The sequence below is a fragment of the Pseudomonas sp. TE12508 genome, from assembly GCF_056279485.1.
On sequence record NZ_JBWCCN010000025.1, the window covers coordinates 41087 to 59442 of the forward strand.

Below are 18356 nucleotides of genomic sequence, written 5' to 3' on the forward strand. Positions count from 1 at the left end.
TGCCCTCTGCGCAACGCCTGCGTTCGGCCTCTGGGAAAGGGGCGGCAGATCCAATGCCAAAGCAACAGCAGAAGCAACGGCAACGGCAACGGCAACGGCAAGATCAAAAGATCGCAGCCTCGCTTCGCTCGACAGCTCCTACAGGGACATGCGTTCACTTGAAGTCAGGCCGGCCGGTAGGCCGCCTCGCTTTTGATGTTGACGCACCGCCCCCTCGAGAGGCCGAGTGGAGGTTCTGCGTAGTGGGCAACCCGGCATGGATGCCGGGTTAGCCGCCCCCGGCCATGGATGGCCGATGGCGGCGGGCCCACGGAGCAGGACCGGAGCGAGGGCATGCCGAGCCTGGGCGAGGCACCGAACGAAAGGGGCAAAAGCGTTTTGGTTACTTTGGCGCTTTTCCAAAGTGACCCGCTGTAAGAGCGGAACCTTAAGTGGCCGTTACCGCAGAAACGGATATGTACACCATCAAACAATCCCGGTCGCGGGCAGGCCAGCTCCCACAATTTGATCGGTGTAAATCTGTAAGAAACAGGTCGGCTATCAGGCCGCCTTCGCGAGCAAGCCCGCTCCCACAGAGGTCCGAGTGAACTCTGCGGGAGCAAGGCCAAACTCAGGCCAGGCTTTTGCTGACCACTTCAAACACATCGCTGGACAGTTGCCCCGAAGCGCGAATCCGCTCCAGCTCACCTTTCATCAACGCCTGACGAGCGTCGTCGTATTTGCGCCACCGAGTCAGCGGCGCCAGTTGGCGAGAAGCGATCTGCGGGTTAAACCCATTCAGCTCGATCACCAGATCCGCCAGGAACCGATACCCGGAACCGTCAGCTGCGTGGAAGTTGATCAGGTTCTGCCCGGCAAACGCGCCGATCAGTGCCCGCACCTTGTTCGGGTTCTTGATCGTGAACGCCGGGTGATGCATCAAGGCTTTGACCCGCTCCAGACCGCCCGGCAATGTGCTGCCGGCCTGAACGCTGAACCACTGATCCATGACCAGCGGATTGTCCTTGAAGTGTTCGGCGAAGGTCGCCAACGCCGTGGCTTTCTGCTCTTCGAACGGCGAATTGACCAACACCGCCAACGCCGTCAGACGCTCGGTCATGTTGTCGCTGGTGTCGAACTGTTCAAGGGTTGCCGCCAACACTTCCGGCTTGCCGCTGAGCATCAGGTACGACAGCGCAATGTTTTGCAGCGCGCGGCGGGCGAAATGCTCGGCTTCGGCCACATACGGCGTTTTCTTCGAGAGATCGCGATTGGCCTGATAACGCAGCCACAATGCCTCGAACAAGCCTTCAGCCAATTGCTTACGGGCAAACTCGCGGGCCGTGTGAATGGCGTCTACATCAGCCACTTCACTGATCTCGGTCAGATACGCCTCGCCCGGCAGCGAAAGCATTTCGGCGACCATGGCCTGATCCAGCGTCTCATCGGACAGCACGGTACGCAGCGCTGCAACCAAACGCTGATCCAGCACCAGCGCTTCACCCTTCTGTTGCTGTTCGATCAACTCTTGCAGCACCTGCACCGACAATTGCTGACCGGCATCCCAGCGGTTGAAACCGTCGCTGTCGTGCTGCATCAGGAACATCAGCTGATCACGGTTGTACGGGAAGCTCAGTTTCACCGGCGCCGAGAAGCCGCGCAGCAACGAAGGTAGCGGCTTTTGCGCAATGTCGATGAAGGTGAAGGTCTGCTCGGCTTCAGTCACCGAAATAACCCGCGAAGTGCCTTGAGCACTGGTTTCACCGGCAAGACGCAGGGCAATTTCGCCGCCCTTGCTGTCCAGCAGGCCCAGTTCCACCGGAATCACGAATGGCAGCTTTTCCACCTTGTCCGGGGTTTCCGGGCAGCTCTGGCGGAAGGTCAGGCTGTAGGTTTTTGCCGCGGCGTCGTAGGACTCGCTCACCGCCAAACGAGGCGTGCCGGCCTGGCTGTACCAGCGTTTGAACTGGGTCAGGTCGACACCGTTGGCATCTTCCATGGCCTTGATGAAGTCGTCGCAGGTCACGGCCTGGCCGTCATGGCGTTCGAAGTAAAGGTCACTGCCTTTGCGGAAACCGTCGGCGCCAAGCAAGGTGTGGATCATGCCGACCACTTCCGAACCCTTTTCGTACACGGTCAGGGTATAGAAGTTGGAAATCTCGATGAAGCTGTCCGGGCGCACGGCGTGGGCCATCGGGCCGGCGTCTTCGGCGAACTGGTGAGTGCGCAGGTACGCCACGTCCTGGATGCGCTTGACCGTGGCCGAGTTCATGTCGGCGGAGAACTCCGAATCCCGGAACACGGTGAAGCCTTCCTTGAGCGACAGCTGGAACCAGTCGCGGCAGGTCACACGGTTGCCCGACCAGTTGTGGAAGTATTCGTGGGCAACGATTGCTTCTACACGCTGGTGCGCGGCGTCGGTAGCGGTTTCGGCGCGGGCCAGCACGGCGCTGGAGTTGAAGATGTTGAGGCCCTTGTTTTCCATGGCGCCCATGTTGAAGTCGTTGACCGCGACGATCATGAAGATGTCCAGGTCGTACTCTCGACCGTAAACCTCTTCGTCCCAGCGCATGGACTTCTTCAGGCTGTTCATCGCGTGCTGGCACTTGTCGATGTTTTCCGGCTCGACATAGATGCGCAGCGCCACGGAGCGCTCGGTCATGGTGGTGAAGGTGTCTTCGACGCACCACAGGTCACCGGCCACCAGCGCGAACAGGTAGGCCGGTTTCTTGAACGGGTCTTCCCAGGTCGCCCAGTGCCGGCCGTCTTCGCCGGGACCCGAGGCAATCGGGTTGCCGTTGGACAGCAGCACCGGATAGCTGTGCTGCTCGGCGACCACCGTGGTAGTGAACGTGCTCATCACGTCCGGGCGGTCGAGGTAATAGGTGATTTTGCGGAAACCTTCGGCTTCACACTGGGTGCAGAACATGGTGCCGGATTTGTACAAGCCTTCCAGGGCCGTGTTGGTTTCCGGGTGGATCCTGACGCTGGTGTCGACCGTGAAGCTTGTACTGGCCGGGTGCAGGGTCAGGTGATTCTCGGTCAGCTGATAGTCGGCAGCGCTCAGTTCGCGATCGGCCAACGTCACGGATAGCAGATCGAGTTGCTGGCCATCCAGCACCAGCGGCGGCAGACCCGGGCCACGTTCAGGATTGCGGCGCATCACCAGTTGCGCATGGACCAGGCTGTGGTCCTCGAACAACTCGAAGGTCAGGTGCGTCTCGTCGATCAGGTACTCAGGCGCCTGATAGTCCTTCAGGTAGATCATCTTCGGTTGTTCGGTGCGCATACTGGAATCCTTACTGATGCACGGCGAGCTGGTAGGCCGTGTATTTACGAATATTGATCACGCCGGTGTCGAAAATCAGGTACTGGCCCTTGATCCCCAGCAGCGTGCCTTCGGCAATCGGGTTCTTGTCCAGGTTAAAGCTGACAATCTTGGCCGGGTATTGCTCGACCGGATAGCGGATCTCGAGCGGTTCGACATCGGTAATGGTCTGGATTGCTTGCAGGCCAAATCGTTCCTGCAAACCTTGCAAACCTTGCGCACAACTTTCAAACAACTGATCGCGAACCTGCGCCAGATCCACCGATACCGCATCGCCCTTGAGTAAAGCACGCCAGTTGGTCTTGTCGGCTACCTGGCTGCGGAACAGGTCTTCGACGAAGCCTGACTGCTGACGGGTCGCGACGCGCATGATCGGCAAGGCCTGGCTGGCGCCCTGATCGAGCCAACGAGTGGGCAGTTGCGTGGCGCGGGTTATGCCGACCTTGATCCCCGACGAATTGGCCAGATACACCACATGATCGGTCATGCAGAATTTTTCGCCCCACGCAGGCTCACGGCAGGTGCCGGCGTCGTAGTGGCAACGCTCCGGGCTCATGATGCAGAGGTCGCATTGGGCCAGTTTGGTCATGCACGGGTAGCAGTAACCCTGGCTGAAACTGGTTTTGGTCTTGCGTCCGCAATGGGTGCAGTGGATCGCTCCCAGGTATTCCAGGCGCACCGTGGTGCCGATCAACGGATTGACCGGTACCTCGGCGTCGCCCAGACGAAAAGCGTACTGAACGTTCGGCCCGTCAAGGCGCGCCGACATTTTGCTGATTGCACCGCGGCCAATCTCGATCAATGGACGGCATCCGATTTGAACAGAATGTTTGGCACTTCAATCGACTTCGACTCGCATTCCTGCGGGCCCATGTAGCCGGTGCGTTCTTCCTCGGGCAGGTTCTGGATTTCCCAGGCGATCATCGCTTGCAGGGACAGTTCGCGCTGCTCGGCGGTGAGTTTGCCACCGTCGGACCATTTGCCGATTTCCACCGCCAGTTTCAGGCTCCGGTAGATATCCGGGGTGATGTTTTTGATCATTTCGTTAAAAGAGGACATCAAGGGCTCCGCGCTCTTTAATCACATAGCTTATTTGGAAGTCAGTTTACGGCGGTTGTACAAACCGCCCAACAAACCGGTGAAGCATCCGATGAGTAACCCGCTGACGTGGGCCGCGTTGGCAATCTGGCCGAAGCCGATCATCGAGACCAGCCCGGACAGGCATAGCAGCAACCACACCAGCATCATCACCAACACCCCTCGGGGCAGGCGATACGCCGGGTTCGGCGACAGAACCTGGAAGATCCAGCAATGCCCGAGCAGGCCGTACAGCACACCGGACAACCCGCCAAACAGGCTCGGGCCGCTGAAAAGGTATTGGGTATAGTTGGACACCAGGCTGAACAGCAGCGTCAGGCCGATCAGGTTGATGCTGCCCTGCCGCGACTCGATGCGCCGCCCCAGTTCCCAGTACCACATGCCGTTCATGGCCAGGTGCAGGATGCCGAAGTGGATCAGCATCGGCGTGACCAGACGCCACCACTGCCCCGCCGCCAGGCTGTCGGCCAATGGCGTGAAATGGATGTACTCGCCGACCACACGGAAATCGAGGAAGGTCAGCCAGCGCATCGTGTCGAGGTTATCGCCCAGCATCGTCACCATGGCGACGATCAGGCTCAGCAACAGCACCAACGCCGTAGCCTTGCTGTAGCGCAACTGCTCGACGAAGCCCGGACGCGGCTGCGTCTGCGCGATCGGGATATCCAGTTGCTGATCGGGGTCGCCGGCGGGAAAGCGTTCGTACAATGAGCGCACGTCTTCGCTGATGTTGGCCGGCACCCACAGCACTTGCTCGCCCGCCTCTTCGCTGACCCGATGGGGCACTTGCATGCGCTGCAGCAGTTTGACAAACCCGCTCAAATCCACCGCCAGAGGCAGACGCAATACCGCCACCGCCGTCATTGCAGCACCTCCGGCCGCTCGACATCGACCCAGACAAATTTTTGCGGGTCGAGACGGGTTTCCTGATCCAGACGATAAGCGACCAGTTTGCCGTAGAGCACCGCGCTGTAATCCAGGCACGCCAGGTTCGGGCGGATCGGTGCCGGTTTGCCGCTGCGCCAGTAGTGGCCGACGAACAACAACGGCTCATCGACGCCGTAGCGCAGCAAGTTGTCTTTTTCGCTGGACGACAGCGGCGTGCGGGCTACTGGCTCAGGCAAGGCGTCGGGCTGGAACACGATATCTCCGTAGGTTTGCGGGTCGTCTTCCCAGAATTTGGTGCGGAAAAACGAGCGCGTCAGGCCGTCGCCGCTGGTCATGGTCAAGCCGTGAGGCAAGCGCATGTCGGTGCCGCGCAACAGGCGATCGAACACGGTGCAGGCAAAACTGCCCGGCACCGCGGAGGCCTGGAGGAAGTGCTCATCGATGCAACCGTCGGGGAACAACCCTCGCAACGGCTCGATCAGGCCGGCGTCCCAACAGGCATGCACCACCCGGAAACGCCCGGCATCGACGAACAGAGGCAATTCATAGAACCATTGCAGAAAGTCATGCCAATCTTCGGGATGATCTTCAAACTGAGTCAGGGTTTCCTTGAGCAGGCGACCGTGGCGCGGCGTATGTTCACGCACGAACTGCTGGCCGCTGCCCGGCAACGCCGGCGTGCTCCAGCCGAGGGCGTTGAATTCATGGTTGCCCATGATGCACAGCGCCTGGCCGGCTTCGACCATGTCGTGGACGATGTGCAGCGCCTCGCGAATCCGCGGGCCGCGGTCGATGATGTCGCCGAGGAACACCGCCATGCGCGACGGATGCCGCCAGACGCCAGCCTGTTTGTGATAACCGAGCCGGTCGAGCAAGTGCTCAAGGGTCAGAGCGCAACCGTGCACGTCACCGATCAGGTCGTAGCTACGCGCGGGATCGAGCATCAGTCGCCTCCACCACCCAACTTGCTGCCCCAGCCGAGTTTCGTCCGGCAGACTTCATAGTAGTTGTGGTCAAGCGGGTGAATCAGCCGCAGTTTCTGCGCTTTCTTGCTGATGGTGATGGTGTCACCGGGCGCGCAGGTGAAGTGATTCTGCCCGTCACAGGAAACTTGCGGGTAAATCTGCATATCTTTGGACACGACGATTTTCAGCTCACTGTTGCCATCGACCACGATCGGTCTACCTGACAAGGTATGGGGGTACATCGGCACAATCACAATAGCGTCGAGCTTGGGATGCATGATCGGGCCGCCCGCCGACAGTGCGTAGGCGGTTGAACCGGTCGGCGTGGCGACGATCAGGCCGTCGGCCTTCTGGCTGCAGACGAACTGGCCATCGATGTACAACTCGAACTCGATCATCCGCGTCGATTTACCGGGGTGCAGCACCACATCGTTCAGTGCATCGCCCTGACCGATGGCCTCGGCGTGGCGCCGGACTTCGGCTTGCAGCAGGAAGCGGTTTTCCACCAGGTAGTGGCCGTCGAGCACTTCGGCGACTTTGACTTCCAGCTCATCAGGGCGAATATCGGTCAGGAATCCCAAACTGCCCCGGTTGATGCCGAGCACCGGAATATTGTGTCGGGCCAGCGCCCGGGCGGCGCCCAGCAGGCTGCCGTCACCACCGACCACAATCACCATGTCACAGACTTCACCAAGCATCTTGCGCGACGAAGTTTGCAGGCCATGACCCGGCAGGACTTCGGCGATGGTGTCTTCGAGGATCACGTGCAGGTGACGATCGAGCAGAAACCGTTTCAGTCGGCGGACGGTATCCAGCACCTGAGAACTGCCCAGGCGACCGATGATGCCGATATTACGAAATTGCTCCATGGGGCTCCTATTAGGATGCGGAGGGCCTGCGACGGCGAAAAACACGATTATGGGCGAAAGCGCGGCGTAGACAAAACCCTTTCAGCCACAACGGTGCGCTCGCGTTTCGGGCTATGCTCGCAAGATGATCCTATTTCCAGATTTGCTCCAGTTACCTCACCAGTTGCGCCACCCTGAAGTGCGCGACCTGGCTTGGGTCATCCTCGCGCCGCCGATGCTCAGCGTCACCCCGTGGCCGCAGCGTCATCCGCTGGCGGGCAGCGACTGGGTGCAGGCACCGGAGCGCCTGGAACACTGGCTCAGGCAACTGGATCGCGACAGCTACGACTTGCTGCACTGGCTGGCCCAGGCCAGGACCCGGCGGCTGGGTCTGTACTACGAGCGGCTGTGGCAATACGCCGTGCGACACGCGCCGGGCATCGAACTGATTGCCGCCAACATGCCGATCCGCCGTGAAGGCCACACCCTGGGTGAGCTGGACATGCTGCTGCGTGATCGCGATGGCGTGCATCACCTGGAACTGGCGATCAAGCTCTATCTGGGGCCACAGAACGGTGACGGCCACGACACCGCGCAGTGGCTCGGACCGGGTTGTCATGATCGGCTCGACCGTAAACTCAAGCACCTGAGCCAGCATCAGTTACCGATTTCCGCGCGGGCGGAAAGCCGTGCAGTGCTGGCGTCTCTGGATATCCAGCAGTTCAGTGCGCATCTGTGGCTGGGCGGTTATCTGCTCTATCCGTGGCCGGGGCAGGCCGAATCACCCAGCGGCGCGCACCCTCAGCATTTGCGCGGTAGCTGGCTGCATCAGAAGGACTGGGCGGACTTTGTCGTGCAACGCCCGTTCGGCCGCTGGCAACCCCTGCCCCGCCATGCCTGGCTGGCGCCGGCGCACTATCCCGAAGAGCAAACCTGGAATGCTGAACAGCTGAGCGCATGGCTGAGCGATCTGGACCCGCTGGCACCGGCGCAATTGATGGTGCGGCTGACAGAGAATGGCGAAGGAGATTGGGAAGAAGCCGAGCGACTGTTTCTGGTGTCCGATCTTTGGCCGAATGTGCCAGGTAATGGTTGAGTTTTTGTGGTGAATGGACTGGCCCTATCGCGAGCAGGCTCGCTCCCACATTGGATCCCCGTATGGCGAAGATCCTTGTGGGAGCGAGCCTGCTCGCGATAGGGTCGACACGGTTCAGATAGACAACCGCAACGCCAGCGCCGCCGGCGTCACCATCAACACAATCCCGACCTACAGGTTCGGCAGCTGCTACAAGGGAAAGGTCACTGCTTTTTATGCTGCTCAACCCACAGCGCATACGCATCGATGAATTTTTGCAAGAACGGCCTGACCGACTCTGACAACTTGCCCGCCTCATCAAACGCTGAACCGGCGCCGCCCAGGTAGGCTTCCGGTTGCTGCATGCACGGCACATTGAGAAACACCATGGACTGGCGCACGTTGTGGTTGGCGCCAAATCCGCCGACGGCGCCCGGTGAAGCGCTGATCACCGCACCCGGCTTGCCGTTCCAGGCGCTCTTGCCATAAGGGCGCGACCCCACGTCGATCGCATTCTTCAATGGCGCCGGTACCGAACGGTTATATTCCGGGGTCACGAACAGCACCGCGTCGGATGAACTCACTTGTTGTCGGAAAGTGCTGTAGGCTGCCGGCGGTGATTCGCCATCGATGTCTTCATTGTAGAGCGGCAAATCGCCGATTTCGACGATGTTCAGCTTCAGATTGGCAGGCGCCAGCTCGGCCAGCGCCAGCGCAACCTTGCGGTTGATCGACGCTTTTCTCAGGCTGCCGACCAGAACGGCGATCTCGTAGACGTTGCTCATGGAAGATTCTCGACTGTCCAATGGGAAGAGCTTCTAGTTATAGATGATCAGATGACGATTCAACCAGCGGGCGACGGAAAAACAGCGCCCCTGACTATTTTTTTCCTGTAGGAAAACTTACCTCGCCCAACCACGGTCTACAGAACCGCAAATTGAGTGATTTATCTCCAGAGGTTCTAAGCAGATGGCAGCAGTACTCGTCGGTCAGTTCCATGCAAGAGACGCGGAAGGCCGCGTTTATTCCGTGCATGAGTTCCAGGAATCCACCCCGTCGCACGACGGCCTCGCCGGCTCGGTGCCTGTCAGCACCTATAAGCTGGCCATTGGCGACCGGCTCAACAAACTCGACGACAACGAATTTGTGCTGGTGCAATCGGGCGTCACCCTCACTCGCGAACCTGAAACGAACGTGGCCTCATAACTCGCTGTTATGAGCAGAAGTCATATGCGCGCACTTGAGTTAGGATTCAGTGACTGACTCCCTCACCTGCTGAACATGGACTTCACGCATGCGTTTACGTCATATCGAAGTGATCCAGGCGCTCCTGCAGACCGGTCACCTGGGCACCGCCGCCGAATGGCTGCAGCTGCCAGTGGCCGAGGTTGAACGCACCCTGCGTGATGCCGAGGATCAGTTGGGTTTCATGCTGTTTGCCAGCGTGCGTGGTCGTCTGCAAGCCACGCGCGAAGCACGGGAGCTGCAAGTCGAGATCGCCCACGTCTACGAAGCCCTCGAGCCGGTCCAGCGACTGGCCAGCAGCCTCAAGCAATATTTGGCCCCGCCCCTGCGCATCATCTGCACCCCGCCGCTGGCACAACACCTGTTGCCACACAGCATCGCGGCCCTGCGCCGACGCCTCCCCGACGCACCTTGCACCCTCCTGAGCCAGCCGACCGGCGCGATTGTCAGAAGTCTGCTGCTGCGTGAAAGCGATCTGGGCCTGAGCCTGCATGACCCGGACCACGCCGATATCCATTGCCAGGTCATCGCTCAAGGCAAGCTCCAGCTACTGGCACCCCATGGCTGGCTGCAACCGAAACAGAAGTACATTTCGCTGCAGGACCTGGCTGGCCAGTCGATGGTCGGCCTGGAAGGTCACGATCCGTTAAGCCCGGCACTGGACAACAAGCTGCATGCGCTACGCCCTGCCCCGGTCATTCAGACACGGGTACAGACTCATCAGATGATGCGCAGCATGGTCGAGGCCGGTGAAGGTCTGGCGATCGTCGACCCATTTACCGCCCTCGGCGCCAAATCGGCCGGGCTCGATGCCTGCCCGCTGGCGCCTGCCGTGCCGATCAGCGTGTATGCCTTGAGCCTGAAGAGCGCCGAGCCCTCTGCGGCCGTTCAAGCGCTGCTGGACATCATCACGGAACAAGCCGTGGCGATGCTGGCGAGCTGAGCGGGTTTTCCAGCGGATTATCGAATAATCGATACCAGAACAGCGCCATTTCAGCGGTATTCGGATCGATCCCGCGGTAGCGCAGGTGATCGATTCCGCCCACCACATAGCCACAGCGCTCATAAAGCCGACAGGCACCCAGGTTGTTGTTCTGGGTTTCCAGCATGATGCCCGGCAGTTTTTTCTTGCGACTCCAGAACTGCGCCACGTCCAGCAACGCCTTGGCCACGCCATGACGGCGCGCCGGCGCATGCACCGCCAATTCATCGATATGGGCGAAGCCGTTCCAGTTGGTGCTGACCACTAAATGCCCCACCGGCTCGTCATCCAGATAGGCCATGAAAATTTCACTGTCGGCGGCATCGCGAAAACTGCTGAATTCCTCGGGATCGATGCCGTAACACTTGCGATACGGGGTGATTGGCGTCACCGGCCACTGCGCCACCGGCTTACCGATTTGCGCGGCACCATAGGCGGCGACTTCAAAACTGAAATCACTGCCCCAGATATAAGCCGCAAACCCCTCATCGGCGACACGCACCGAGAGGCCTGGGTATTTGGGATTCATTACTGGTTGCATACTCGGAAAGGTCCTCATTCCTTGATGCAATCGACGGTGTAATGCCGTCCATTGCCCTCGTCTTCGTGTTGCAAGCCATGCACATCGGCGACAAATCCGGGGAAGCTGCTGTCGAACGTACGGGCAAACTTCAGGTAATCGATGATCGAACGGGTCGACTCGGTGAACCGCTCGCCGGGCATGATCAACGGGATCCCCGGCGGGTATGGCACCAGCATTACCGCTGCGATCCGCCCGTCCAGAGCATCGATCGAAACAGCCTCAACCTCCCCGCGTACTAATTGATCATAGGCGTCCGCCGGCTTCATCGCGACTTCCGGCAGTACGGTGTACATGCGTTTGAGGTGTTTGGCCGTGGCATTGCTGCGATAACAGGCGTGCAATTGATCACACAGATCGCGCAAACCCATGCCTTGATAACGGGCAATATTGTGTTGCGCCACGCACGGCAGGCAGGTGGCCAGGCTGACATTGGCGTCGTAACTGCGCTTGAACTCCAGCAACTCGGTCAGCAGCGTGCTCCATTTGCCCTTGGTGATGCCCATGGAGAACAGCACCAGGAACGAATACAGCCCGGTCTTTTCCACGACCAGTCCGCGCTCCCAGAGGAATTTGCTGACCACCGCCGCCGGAATCCCGCGCGCGCTCAGGGCACCGCCCGCCGTCAAACCCGGCATCACCAACGTGACCTTGATCGGATCGAGCAGCACGTAGTCGTCGGTCACACCGCCAAAGCCGTGCCAATCGGCGTCGGGTTGCAGCAACCAGTCTTCGGTGACTACCTGCTCAATACCCTCGGCCGAGGGTGGTTGCCAGATGGAAAACCACCAGTCATCGGCGGCGATGTGCTGGCGCAGATTGGCCAGGGCCCGGCGAAAGCTCAGGGCCTCGTCGAACATTTCCTGCAACAGCGAACGGCCAGCCGGCCCTTCCATCATCGCCGAGGCCACGTCCAGCGAGGCGATGATGCTGTACTGGGGCGAGGTCGAGATGTGCATCATGAACGCTTCGTTGAAACGGTCGCGGTCGAGCTGCCGCGCACCGCCGTCCTGAACGTGAATCATCGACGCCTGACTGAACGCCGCCAGCAATTTGTGCGTGGAGTGCGTAGTGAACACCAGCGGGCTGTCTTCGCTGCGAGAGGTGCCCATGCCGTAACGGCCGGCGAAGAACTCGTGAAACGCCGCGTAGGCGTACCAGGCCTCGTCGAAATGCAAGACCTCGACGCTGTTGCCCAGGCTCTGCTTGATCAATTCGGCGTTGTAACAGAGGCCGTCGTAAGTCGAATTGGTCACCACCGCCAACTTGACCTTGGGTTCGCGGCCCTTGGTCAGCGGGCTGGCGTCGATCTTGGCCTGGATCGACTCACGGCTGAATTCGCTCAACGGAATCGGGCCGATAATGCCCAGTTCATTGCGTTCCGGGCACAGGTACAGCGGAATCGCGCCGGTCATGATGATCGAATGCAGCACCGACTTGTGGCAGTTGCGATCCACCAGCACCAGGTCATCGCGGGCCACCATGGAATGCCAGACGATCTTGTTGGCGGTTGAGGTGCCATTGATCACGAAAAAGGTGTGATCGGCGCCGAAATTACGCGCGGCTCTCGCTTCCGCTTCGGCCAGCGGACCGGTGTGATCGAGCAGCGAACCGAGTTCCGGTACCGACACCGACAAATCCGAACGCAGCGTATTTTCCCCGAAAAACTGATGAAACGCCTGCCCCACCGGGCTCTTGTGATACGCCACGCCGCCGCCATGGCCGGGGGTATGCCAGGAATAATTGGAATCGGCGGTGTGCTGTACCAGCGCCTTGAAGAACGGCGGCAACAGCCCGTCCAGATATTTGCGCGCCGCGCGGGCGACTTGCCGGGCAAGGAAGGGTACGGTGTCTTCGAACAAATAAAGAATGCCGCGCAGTTGATTGAGCTCGGCCATGGCGTCAGCCGGGGCATTTTCCAGGGTCACCTGTTCGCCCAAGGCAAAGATCGGCAGGTCCGGCGCCCGAACCCGTGCCAGGCGGATCAGCTCGGCCATGTTATGCAGAAGATGAGCATGGGTGCTGGCGTCTTCGGCGGCAATCAACATGCAAGAGAGGCCGTGATGAGTCGAGGCGACCAGACGCCCTTCGTTGTAATCGACCGCCGAGACGATGCTGAAGCCTTCCTGCTCAAGCTCCCGGGCGATGCCACGCACACGATCACCGGCAACGGTGTCGGCCTTGATGTCGCGGTGGACGATCAGGACCGGGAATTTCAAATCTTTATACATGGGGCTCGGTGTCCTGAGGCGGCAGACCGTGGCCTGCCAATAACCTCAGGGTAGAGGGTTGGAGCGCATGTGGCGAGGGGGATGCCCTGAAGTGGGTCGGCGGGTGCACCAGCATGTGGCCTGACAGCCCGGATGAGGGAGGATTTCTGTAATGGAGTTTTTGGAGGAACAGGTTTTTTGTGGCGAGGGGGCTTGCCCCCGTTCGGCTGCGCAGCAGTCGTAAACCTGCCAATGCGGTGAATCTGACAAAATCCGGGGCCGCTTCGCGACCCAACGGGGGCAAGCCCCCTCGCCACAGGCAAGCTCCCTCGCCACAAAAGCCCTTCCGCTCGAAGGGGCTCAGGCCTGAGCCTTGGCCTCAGCCAATTGCTGCCACAACGACGGAGCGCCGGCAGATTTGGCGATGGCTTCAAGACGCGCAACGTGCTGGGCCAGATCTTCTTCACTCGCACGGATGATCCGGATCGGTTGACGATCGGCCGGCAGGCGACGGATTTCGGTGGCGGAGTTATCCGCGCCCTCACCTGAACCATTGCCATCGGACGCGTTACCGGCCAGCGACAGGCTGGTCTGGCCGCCGGTCATGGTCAGGTAAACGTCGGCGAGAATCTCGGAGTCGAGCAAGGCGCCGTGCAGCTCACGGCCGGAGTTGTCGACGCCATAGCGTTTGCACAAGGCGTCGAGGCTGTTGCGCTGCCCCGGGTGACGTTCCCGGGCCATCATCAGGGTGTCGAGAATCGAACAGTGTTGCGTGATGTCCGCGCGGTCGTGGTGGCCCATCAGGGCGAATTCGTTGTTGATGAAGCCAACATCGAACGCCGCGTTATGGATGATCAGCTGCGCACCCTTGATGAACTCGAAGAACTCATCGGCCACTTCGGTGAAACGCGGCTTGCCCACCAGGAATTCATTAGTGATGCCGTGGACACCGATGGCGCCTTCGTCACTCTCGCGATCCGGTTGCAGGTAAACGTGGAAATGCCGGCCGGTCAGGCGCCGACCGATCAACTCGACACAACCGATTTCGATAATCCGGTGGCCGTCGGTCACCGGCATGCCGGTGGTTTCGGTATCGAGTACAACGGATCTGGTGGCCATCAGTGCTCAGCTCTCAACGGGTCAATCGTGCAAAAGCGGCGATGTTAACACGCTCGCCGGGGTCTTTCAGATACACCGTGTTGCGCCCATCGCGAGCAGGCTCGCTCCCACTGATCGTTCCCACGCTCTGCGTGGGAATGCCTCAAGGGACGCTCCGCGTTCCAATGGGACGCAGAGCGTCCCGGGCTGCGTTCCCACGCGGAGCGTGGGAACGATCAGGGTCTAGGCCTGCTTGTACCCACGCACTTCATCAACGCCACGGTTGGCCAGTTGGTCGGCCCGTTCGTTGCCGTGATGGCCGATGTGCCCGCGCACCCATTTCCAGGTGACGTTGTGGCGGTTGACCTGCTCGTCGAGCAGCTTCCACAGATCGGCGTTTTTCACCGGTTCCTTGGCCGCGGTTTTCCAGCCGCGTTTCTTCCAGTTGGCCATCCACTCGTTGATGCCTTTCATCACGTACTGGGAGTCGGTCACCAGCAGTACGTCGCAGGAGCGCTTGAGCTCTTCCAGGCCACGGATCGCGCCCATCAACTCCATGCGGTTGTTGGTGGTGTTGGCTTCGCCGCCCCAGAGTTCTTTTTCAACGCCCTTGCACACCAGCAATGCACCCCAGCCGCCCGGGCCAGGGTTGCCCTTACAGGCGCCATCGGTGAAGAGTTCTACGCTATCGCTCATGCCAATCTATCCAGAAAATGCGGTGGCTCGCCGATCGGTGACCGACGATGCCCGAGGCCGGGGCGACCCCGGCCGGGAAAAAAATGTGTATTACGGTTCGAGGTGACGACGGTTGACCTTGGCCATCGGCAACGGAATCAGTTTGCCCATCGGTTCGCGCCGTTCCTGACGCACCGGCCGCAGGCCCACCACAATCTTGCGCGCGACCAATAAATAGAAGCCACCACCCGACAACTGCCAGTCACCGGCCTTGCGCTCCCAACCGGCCAGACGGGCTTGCCAGGCAGGCGACGCAAGCGGCGGACGATAGCACCCGAAGCGGCGTTTCTCCAGCGCGAAGCCCAGCAGATTCAGCCAGTCGCCAACCCGCGACGGCGAAATGCAACGGGCCTTGCGCAAGGCGTCATGGGCGAATACATGACGCAGGCCCCAACTGCTCCAGGGATTGATCCCGACAATCAGCAGATGCCCGCCAGGCCGGACACTGCTCGCCGCTTCGCGCAGCAAACCGTGGGGCGACAGGCAGAAATCCAGCCCGTGCTGCAACACCACCACATCGGCGGCGTGTTCGCTCAAAGGCCAGGCCTGCTCTTCGCAAACGATCTCCACGCCCGGCAACGGCGCGCCGAGCCGCACATTGCGCTGGACCTGCGGCGCCGACGGCGGCGTCTGCGCCGAAGGGCCGTAATGCACCAGGTAGCCGCCGAAGAAGCGCCCCAACTCGTCTTCGAGCATGCGTCGTTCTTCGTCCAGCAGAAATTGCCCGATGGGCCCGGACAGCCATTCACGGGCTGCGCTGATCAATGTCAGCCACTCAGGATCGGCCTGAGCGAACGCTTTATCGGTCATTGCATTCTCCAACGCGCCAGGAAGTTCTAAGATGCGCCAATGTTTTCCGCTTGGCGAATCCGACGATGATACAGATCAGTGCCCTGCCCGCCTTCACCGACAACTACATCTGGTTGTTACAAGACCACAGCACCCAGCGCTGCGCCGTGGTCGATCCGGGCGATGCCGCGCCAGTACAAGCCTGGCTCGCGGCGCACCCGGGTTGGGTGTTAAGCGATATTTTGATCACTCATCACCATCATGACCATGTCGGCGGCGTCGAGCGGCTGAAAAAAGCGACAGACGCGACAGTCTATGGCCCGGCCAGTGAAAGCATCCCGGCGCGGGACGTGGCGCTCAAGGACAATGATCGCATCAGCGTGCTGGGCTGGGACTTCGATGTCATCCAGGTGCCGGGGCATACCCTCGGGCACATCGCCTTTTATCACCAGGGCCATTTGTTTTGCGGCGACACCCTGTTCGCCGCCGGTTGCGGACGCCTGTTCGAAGGCACGCCGGAGCAAATGCATCACTCGCTGAGCCGCCTCGCCGCGCTGCCCGAAGACACGCTGGTGTACTGCACTCACGAATACACCTTGAGCAACTTGAGGTTTGCCGCAGCGGTAGAACCGGGCAATCCGGACACCGCCGCACGTCTGGAAAAAGTCACCGCACAACGTGAAGCCGGAATCATGACGCTGCCCTCTACTCTGGCGCTTGAAAAGCTAACCAACCCGTTTTTGCGTGTCGACGAAACATCCGTTAAAGAAAAAGTGGACGAACGGAATGGAACCCATAACCGGGCTCCGAGTGCGGTTTTTGCTGCTCTACGCGCTTGGAAAGATAAGTTCTAAGTAGCCATCACGCTGGTACAAAAATTCTGAATGGTTGACCGCAGGGGGTGCGCTTTCTAGAATCGCCCGACATTTTTGCCCGGAACTTACTTCCAGCCAATGTCGTCACCTATTCGTAAAGCCATCAATTCAGACGCATTGACCCGCTTGGCTCAAGCCATTGCGGTGGCTGTGTCCGCCACTCTGGCGGGCTGTTCCAGCCATGTGCCGCAGACCGAAGCGACACACACTCCGAATATCGCCGCTCGAGCCAAACAGAAACCTGTCTGGCTCAGCGAAAAACCAACACCGCAAATTCCACAGGACGTCTGGGAGCGCATGCGCCAGGGCTTCCAGTTGCAGGACAACCTGGGCGTCAACCCGCGCATCGAGCAACAGCGCCTGTGGTTCGCCAGTAATCCGTCCTTCCTCGAAAACGCCGGCGAACGCGGCAGCCTCTACATTCACTACATCGTCGAACGCCTTGAAGAACGCAACATGCCGCTGGAACTGGCGCTGTTGCCGGTGATTGAAAGCGCCTACAACCCGATGGCCTATTCCCGGGCCGACGCGGTGGGTCTTTGGCAATTCATTCCGTCCACCGGGCGTTACTTCAACCTGCGTCAGACCCGTTTCTATGATGGCCGGCGCGACATCACCGCCTCGACCACCGCGGCCATGGATTACCTGAGCCGCCTGCACGACATGTTCAACGGCGACTGGCTGCTGGCCCTGGCGGCCTACAACGCCGGCGAAGGCACGGTCAGCCGGGCCATCGAGCGCAACGAACGACTAGGCCTGCCGACCGACTACTGGAACCTGCCGCTGCCAGCGGAAACCCAGGCCTATGTGCCGAAGCTGCTGGCCCTGTCGCAAGTGGTCCTCGCACCCGACGCCTATGGCGTGAACCTCAACCCGATCGCCAACGAACCGTACTTCCAGGTCGTCGAAATCAACCAGCGCATGGACCTGTCCAAGGTTGCCGCCGTCGCCAACATCGACGAAGACGAACTGTTCCAGCTCAACCCGGCCTTCAAGCAGCGCACCACCATCGACGGCCCCCAGCATCTGCTGGTGCCAACGTCCAAGGCGCAACTGCTGACTGCCAGCCTGTCGACCATGCGTCCTGAAGAGTTGATCAGCCAACGATCGCTCAAGCCGGTGTTCGAAGGGGCAGACGACAGCGAAATCGCCAGCCTCAAGCGCGCCTATCGGGTCAAACGCGGCGACAATCTCGGCACCATCGCCAAGGCCAACAAGGTCGAGGTCAAAGACCTGCAACGCTGGAACAAGTTGAACGGCAAAGACCTCAAGGTCGGCCAGACCCTGGTGATGCAGGACACCACCAAGCGCAAATCCGGGCGCGTCAACACCGTGGTCGCGGTGAACAGCAAGACCAACGGCAAGGTAACCAACAAGACGCAACAGACCCAATACAAGGTCAAGCAAGGCGACTCGCTGTACATGGTCGCCAAACGCTTCAACGTTGAAATGCAGCACCTCAAGCGCTGGAACCCTCGGGTTGGCCAGGCGCTGAAACCGGGGCAGATGCTGACGGTTGCTTCGCCGCATTAAGCGGCTTCGGGCAATGGGGCTTTTTTGTGGCGAGGGAGCTTGCTCCCGCTGGGTAGCGAAGCACCCCCAAAACCTGAAACCCGATGATTTCTGACACCGCGCAGTCAGGTTTACGACTGCTTCGCAGC

At 60.3% G+C, this 18356-nt stretch carries 17 protein-coding genes; 5 read left to right on the forward strand and 12 right to left on the reverse strand.

The window, feature by feature from the left end:
- Nucleotides 1-610 precede the first annotated feature (610 nt).
- The 6 genes from pepN to ACZ9IM_RS27785 are packed head-to-tail and all read right to left on the reverse strand — an operon-like array spanning nt 611 to nt 7127.
- Nucleotides 611-3268, reverse strand: coding sequence for an aminopeptidase N (gene pepN / locus ACZ9IM_RS27760; protein WP_476225570.1), 2658 nt, complete (start codon nt 3266-3268; stop codon nt 611-613).
- 10 nt (nt 3269-3278) lie between these two features.
- Entirely contained in the window at nt 3279-4109 is an 831-nt protein-coding gene (locus tag ACZ9IM_RS27765) for a DUF2797 domain-containing protein (protein ID WP_063343486.1), read from the reverse strand.
- Nucleotides 4106-4366, reverse strand: coding sequence for a YeaC family protein (locus ACZ9IM_RS27770; RefSeq protein ID WP_192343680.1), 261 nt, complete (start codon nt 4364-4366; stop codon nt 4106-4108). The genes ACZ9IM_RS27765 and ACZ9IM_RS27770 overlap by 4 nt, the downstream gene beginning before the upstream one ends.
- A gap of 30 nt (nt 4367-4396) precedes the next feature.
- Entirely contained in the window at nt 4397-5269 is an 873-nt protein-coding gene (locus ACZ9IM_RS27775) for a rhomboid family intramembrane serine protease (protein ID WP_476225573.1), read from the reverse strand.
- Nucleotides 5266-6240 (reverse strand): metallophosphoesterase, encoded by a 975-nt coding sequence (locus tag ACZ9IM_RS27780; protein ID WP_427628252.1) that lies wholly within the window; start codon nt 6238-6240, stop codon nt 5266-5268. The genes ACZ9IM_RS27775 and ACZ9IM_RS27780 overlap by 4 nt, the downstream gene beginning before the upstream one ends.
- Entirely contained in the window at nt 6237-7127 is an 891-nt protein-coding gene (locus ACZ9IM_RS27785) for an NAD(+) kinase (RefSeq protein WP_007906781.1), read from the reverse strand. Before ACZ9IM_RS27785 ends, ACZ9IM_RS27780 begins: the two co-directional genes overlap by 4 nt.
- Before the next feature lie 124 nt (nt 7128-7251).
- Here ACZ9IM_RS27785 and ACZ9IM_RS27790 point away from each other — a divergent pair, with 124 nt between their 5' ends.
- Nucleotides 7252-8202, forward strand: coding sequence for a DUF1853 family protein (locus tag ACZ9IM_RS27790; RefSeq protein ID WP_123722996.1), 951 nt, complete (start codon nt 7252-7254; stop codon nt 8200-8202).
- A 203-nt stretch (nt 8203-8405) separates the two neighbouring features.
- Here the strand turns inward: ACZ9IM_RS27790 and ACZ9IM_RS27795 are convergent, their stop codons facing one another.
- On the reverse strand, nt 8406-8966 hold the full coding sequence (locus tag ACZ9IM_RS27795; protein WP_123359687.1) for an NADPH-dependent FMN reductase: 561 nt from the start codon (nt 8964-8966) through the stop codon (nt 8406-8408).
- Nucleotides 8967-9150: 184 nt separating this feature from the next.
- Here ACZ9IM_RS27795 and ACZ9IM_RS27800 point away from each other — a divergent pair, with 184 nt between their 5' ends.
- A complete protein-coding gene (locus ACZ9IM_RS27800) occupies nt 9151-9387 on the forward strand; it encodes a hypothetical protein (RefSeq protein WP_123495100.1) in 237 nt (78 codons plus the stop codon).
- Between the two features lie 88 nt (nt 9388-9475).
- Nucleotides 9476-10369, forward strand: coding sequence for a LysR family transcriptional regulator (locus tag ACZ9IM_RS27805; RefSeq protein WP_123495102.1), 894 nt, complete (start codon nt 9476-9478; stop codon nt 10367-10369).
- On the opposite strand, the gene ACZ9IM_RS27810 is transcribed toward ACZ9IM_RS27805, so the two are convergent.
- The 5 genes from ACZ9IM_RS27810 to ACZ9IM_RS27830 all read right to left on the reverse strand — a co-directional run bounded on the left by ACZ9IM_RS27810 (nt 10335) and on the right by ACZ9IM_RS27830 (nt 15841).
- Nucleotides 10335-10949: a GNAT family N-acetyltransferase gene (locus ACZ9IM_RS27810; RefSeq protein ID WP_429427533.1), complete on the reverse strand. Its 615-nt coding sequence runs from the start codon at nt 10947-10949 to the stop codon at nt 10335-10337. The two genes, ACZ9IM_RS27805 and ACZ9IM_RS27810, sit on opposite strands and share 35 nt — an antisense overlap.
- Before the next feature lie 14 nt (nt 10950-10963).
- Nucleotides 10964-13219 carry an Orn/Lys/Arg family decarboxylase gene (locus ACZ9IM_RS27815; RefSeq protein ID WP_427628244.1) on the reverse strand — a complete coding sequence of 752 codons (2256 nt, stop codon included), beginning with the start codon at nt 13217-13219 and terminating at the stop codon, nt 10964-10966.
- A 339-nt stretch (nt 13220-13558) separates the two neighbouring features.
- Entirely contained in the window at nt 13559-14317 is a 759-nt protein-coding gene (gene dnaQ, locus ACZ9IM_RS27820; protein WP_008074393.1) for a DNA polymerase III subunit epsilon, read from the reverse strand.
- Between the two features lie 222 nt (nt 14318-14539).
- Entirely contained in the window at nt 14540-14992 is a 453-nt protein-coding gene (gene rnhA, locus ACZ9IM_RS27825) for a ribonuclease HI (RefSeq protein ID WP_003180633.1), read from the reverse strand.
- 90 nt (nt 14993-15082) lie between these two features.
- Nucleotides 15083-15841: a methyltransferase domain-containing protein gene (locus ACZ9IM_RS27830; RefSeq protein ID WP_052964263.1), complete on the reverse strand. Its 759-nt coding sequence runs from the start codon at nt 15839-15841 to the stop codon at nt 15083-15085.
- Between the two features lie 65 nt (nt 15842-15906).
- Between ACZ9IM_RS27830 and gloB the strand changes: the two genes are divergently transcribed.
- Both gloB and ACZ9IM_RS27840 read left to right on the forward strand, forming a co-directional pair.
- A complete protein-coding gene (gene gloB, locus ACZ9IM_RS27835; RefSeq protein ID WP_476225577.1) occupies nt 15907-16674 on the forward strand; it encodes a hydroxyacylglutathione hydrolase in 768 nt (255 codons plus the stop codon).
- A gap of 99 nt (nt 16675-16773) precedes the next feature.
- Nucleotides 16774-18228 (forward strand): transglycosylase SLT domain-containing protein, encoded by a 1455-nt coding sequence (locus ACZ9IM_RS27840; protein WP_063343481.1) that lies wholly within the window; start codon nt 16774-16776, stop codon nt 18226-18228.
- Nucleotides 18229-18356: the final 128 nt, after the last annotated feature.

Coding starts and splice junctions, on each gene's coding strand:
- pepN (WP_476225570.1), bottom strand. CDS start 3,268: ATGCGCACCGAACAACCGAAGATGATCTACCTGAAGGACTATCAGGCG.
- ACZ9IM_RS27770 (WP_192343680.1), bottom strand. CDS start 4,366: ATGTCCTCTTTTAACGAAATGATCAAAAACATCACCCCGGATATCTAC.
- ACZ9IM_RS27775 (WP_476225573.1), bottom strand. CDS start 5,269: ATGACGGCGGTGGCGGTATTGCGTCTGCCTCTGGCGGTGGATTTGAGC.
- ACZ9IM_RS27785 (WP_007906781.1), bottom strand. CDS start 7,127: ATGGAGCAATTTCGTAATATCGGCATCATCGGTCGCCTGGGCAGTTCT.
- ACZ9IM_RS27790 (WP_123722996.1), top strand. CDS start 7,252: ATGATCCTATTTCCAGATTTGCTCCAGTTACCTCACCAGTTGCGCCAC.
- ACZ9IM_RS27795 (WP_123359687.1), bottom strand. CDS start 8,966: ATGAGCAACGTCTACGAGATCGCCGTTCTGGTCGGCAGCCTGAGAAAA.
- ACZ9IM_RS27800 (WP_123495100.1), top strand. CDS start 9,151: ATGGCAGCAGTACTCGTCGGTCAGTTCCATGCAAGAGACGCGGAAGGC.
- ACZ9IM_RS27805 (WP_123495102.1), top strand. CDS start 9,476: ATGCGTTTACGTCATATCGAAGTGATCCAGGCGCTCCTGCAGACCGGT.
- ACZ9IM_RS27810 (WP_429427533.1), bottom strand. CDS start 10,949: ATGCAACCAGTAATGAATCCCAAATACCCAGGCCTCTCGGTGCGTGTC.
- ACZ9IM_RS27815 (WP_427628244.1), bottom strand. CDS start 13,219: ATGTATAAAGATTTGAAATTCCCGGTCCTGATCGTCCACCGCGACATC.
- dnaQ (WP_008074393.1), bottom strand. CDS start 14,317: ATGGCCACCAGATCCGTTGTACTCGATACCGAAACCACCGGCATGCCG.
- rnhA (WP_003180633.1), bottom strand. CDS start 14,992: ATGAGCGATAGCGTAGAACTCTTCACCGATGGCGCCTGTAAGGGCAAC.
- ACZ9IM_RS27830 (WP_052964263.1), bottom strand. CDS start 15,841: ATGACCGATAAAGCGTTCGCTCAGGCCGATCCTGAGTGGCTGACATTG.
- gloB (WP_476225577.1), top strand. CDS start 15,907: ATGATACAGATCAGTGCCCTGCCCGCCTTCACCGACAACTACATCTGG.
- ACZ9IM_RS27840 (WP_063343481.1), top strand. CDS start 16,774: ATGTCGTCACCTATTCGTAAAGCCATCAATTCAGACGCATTGACCCGC.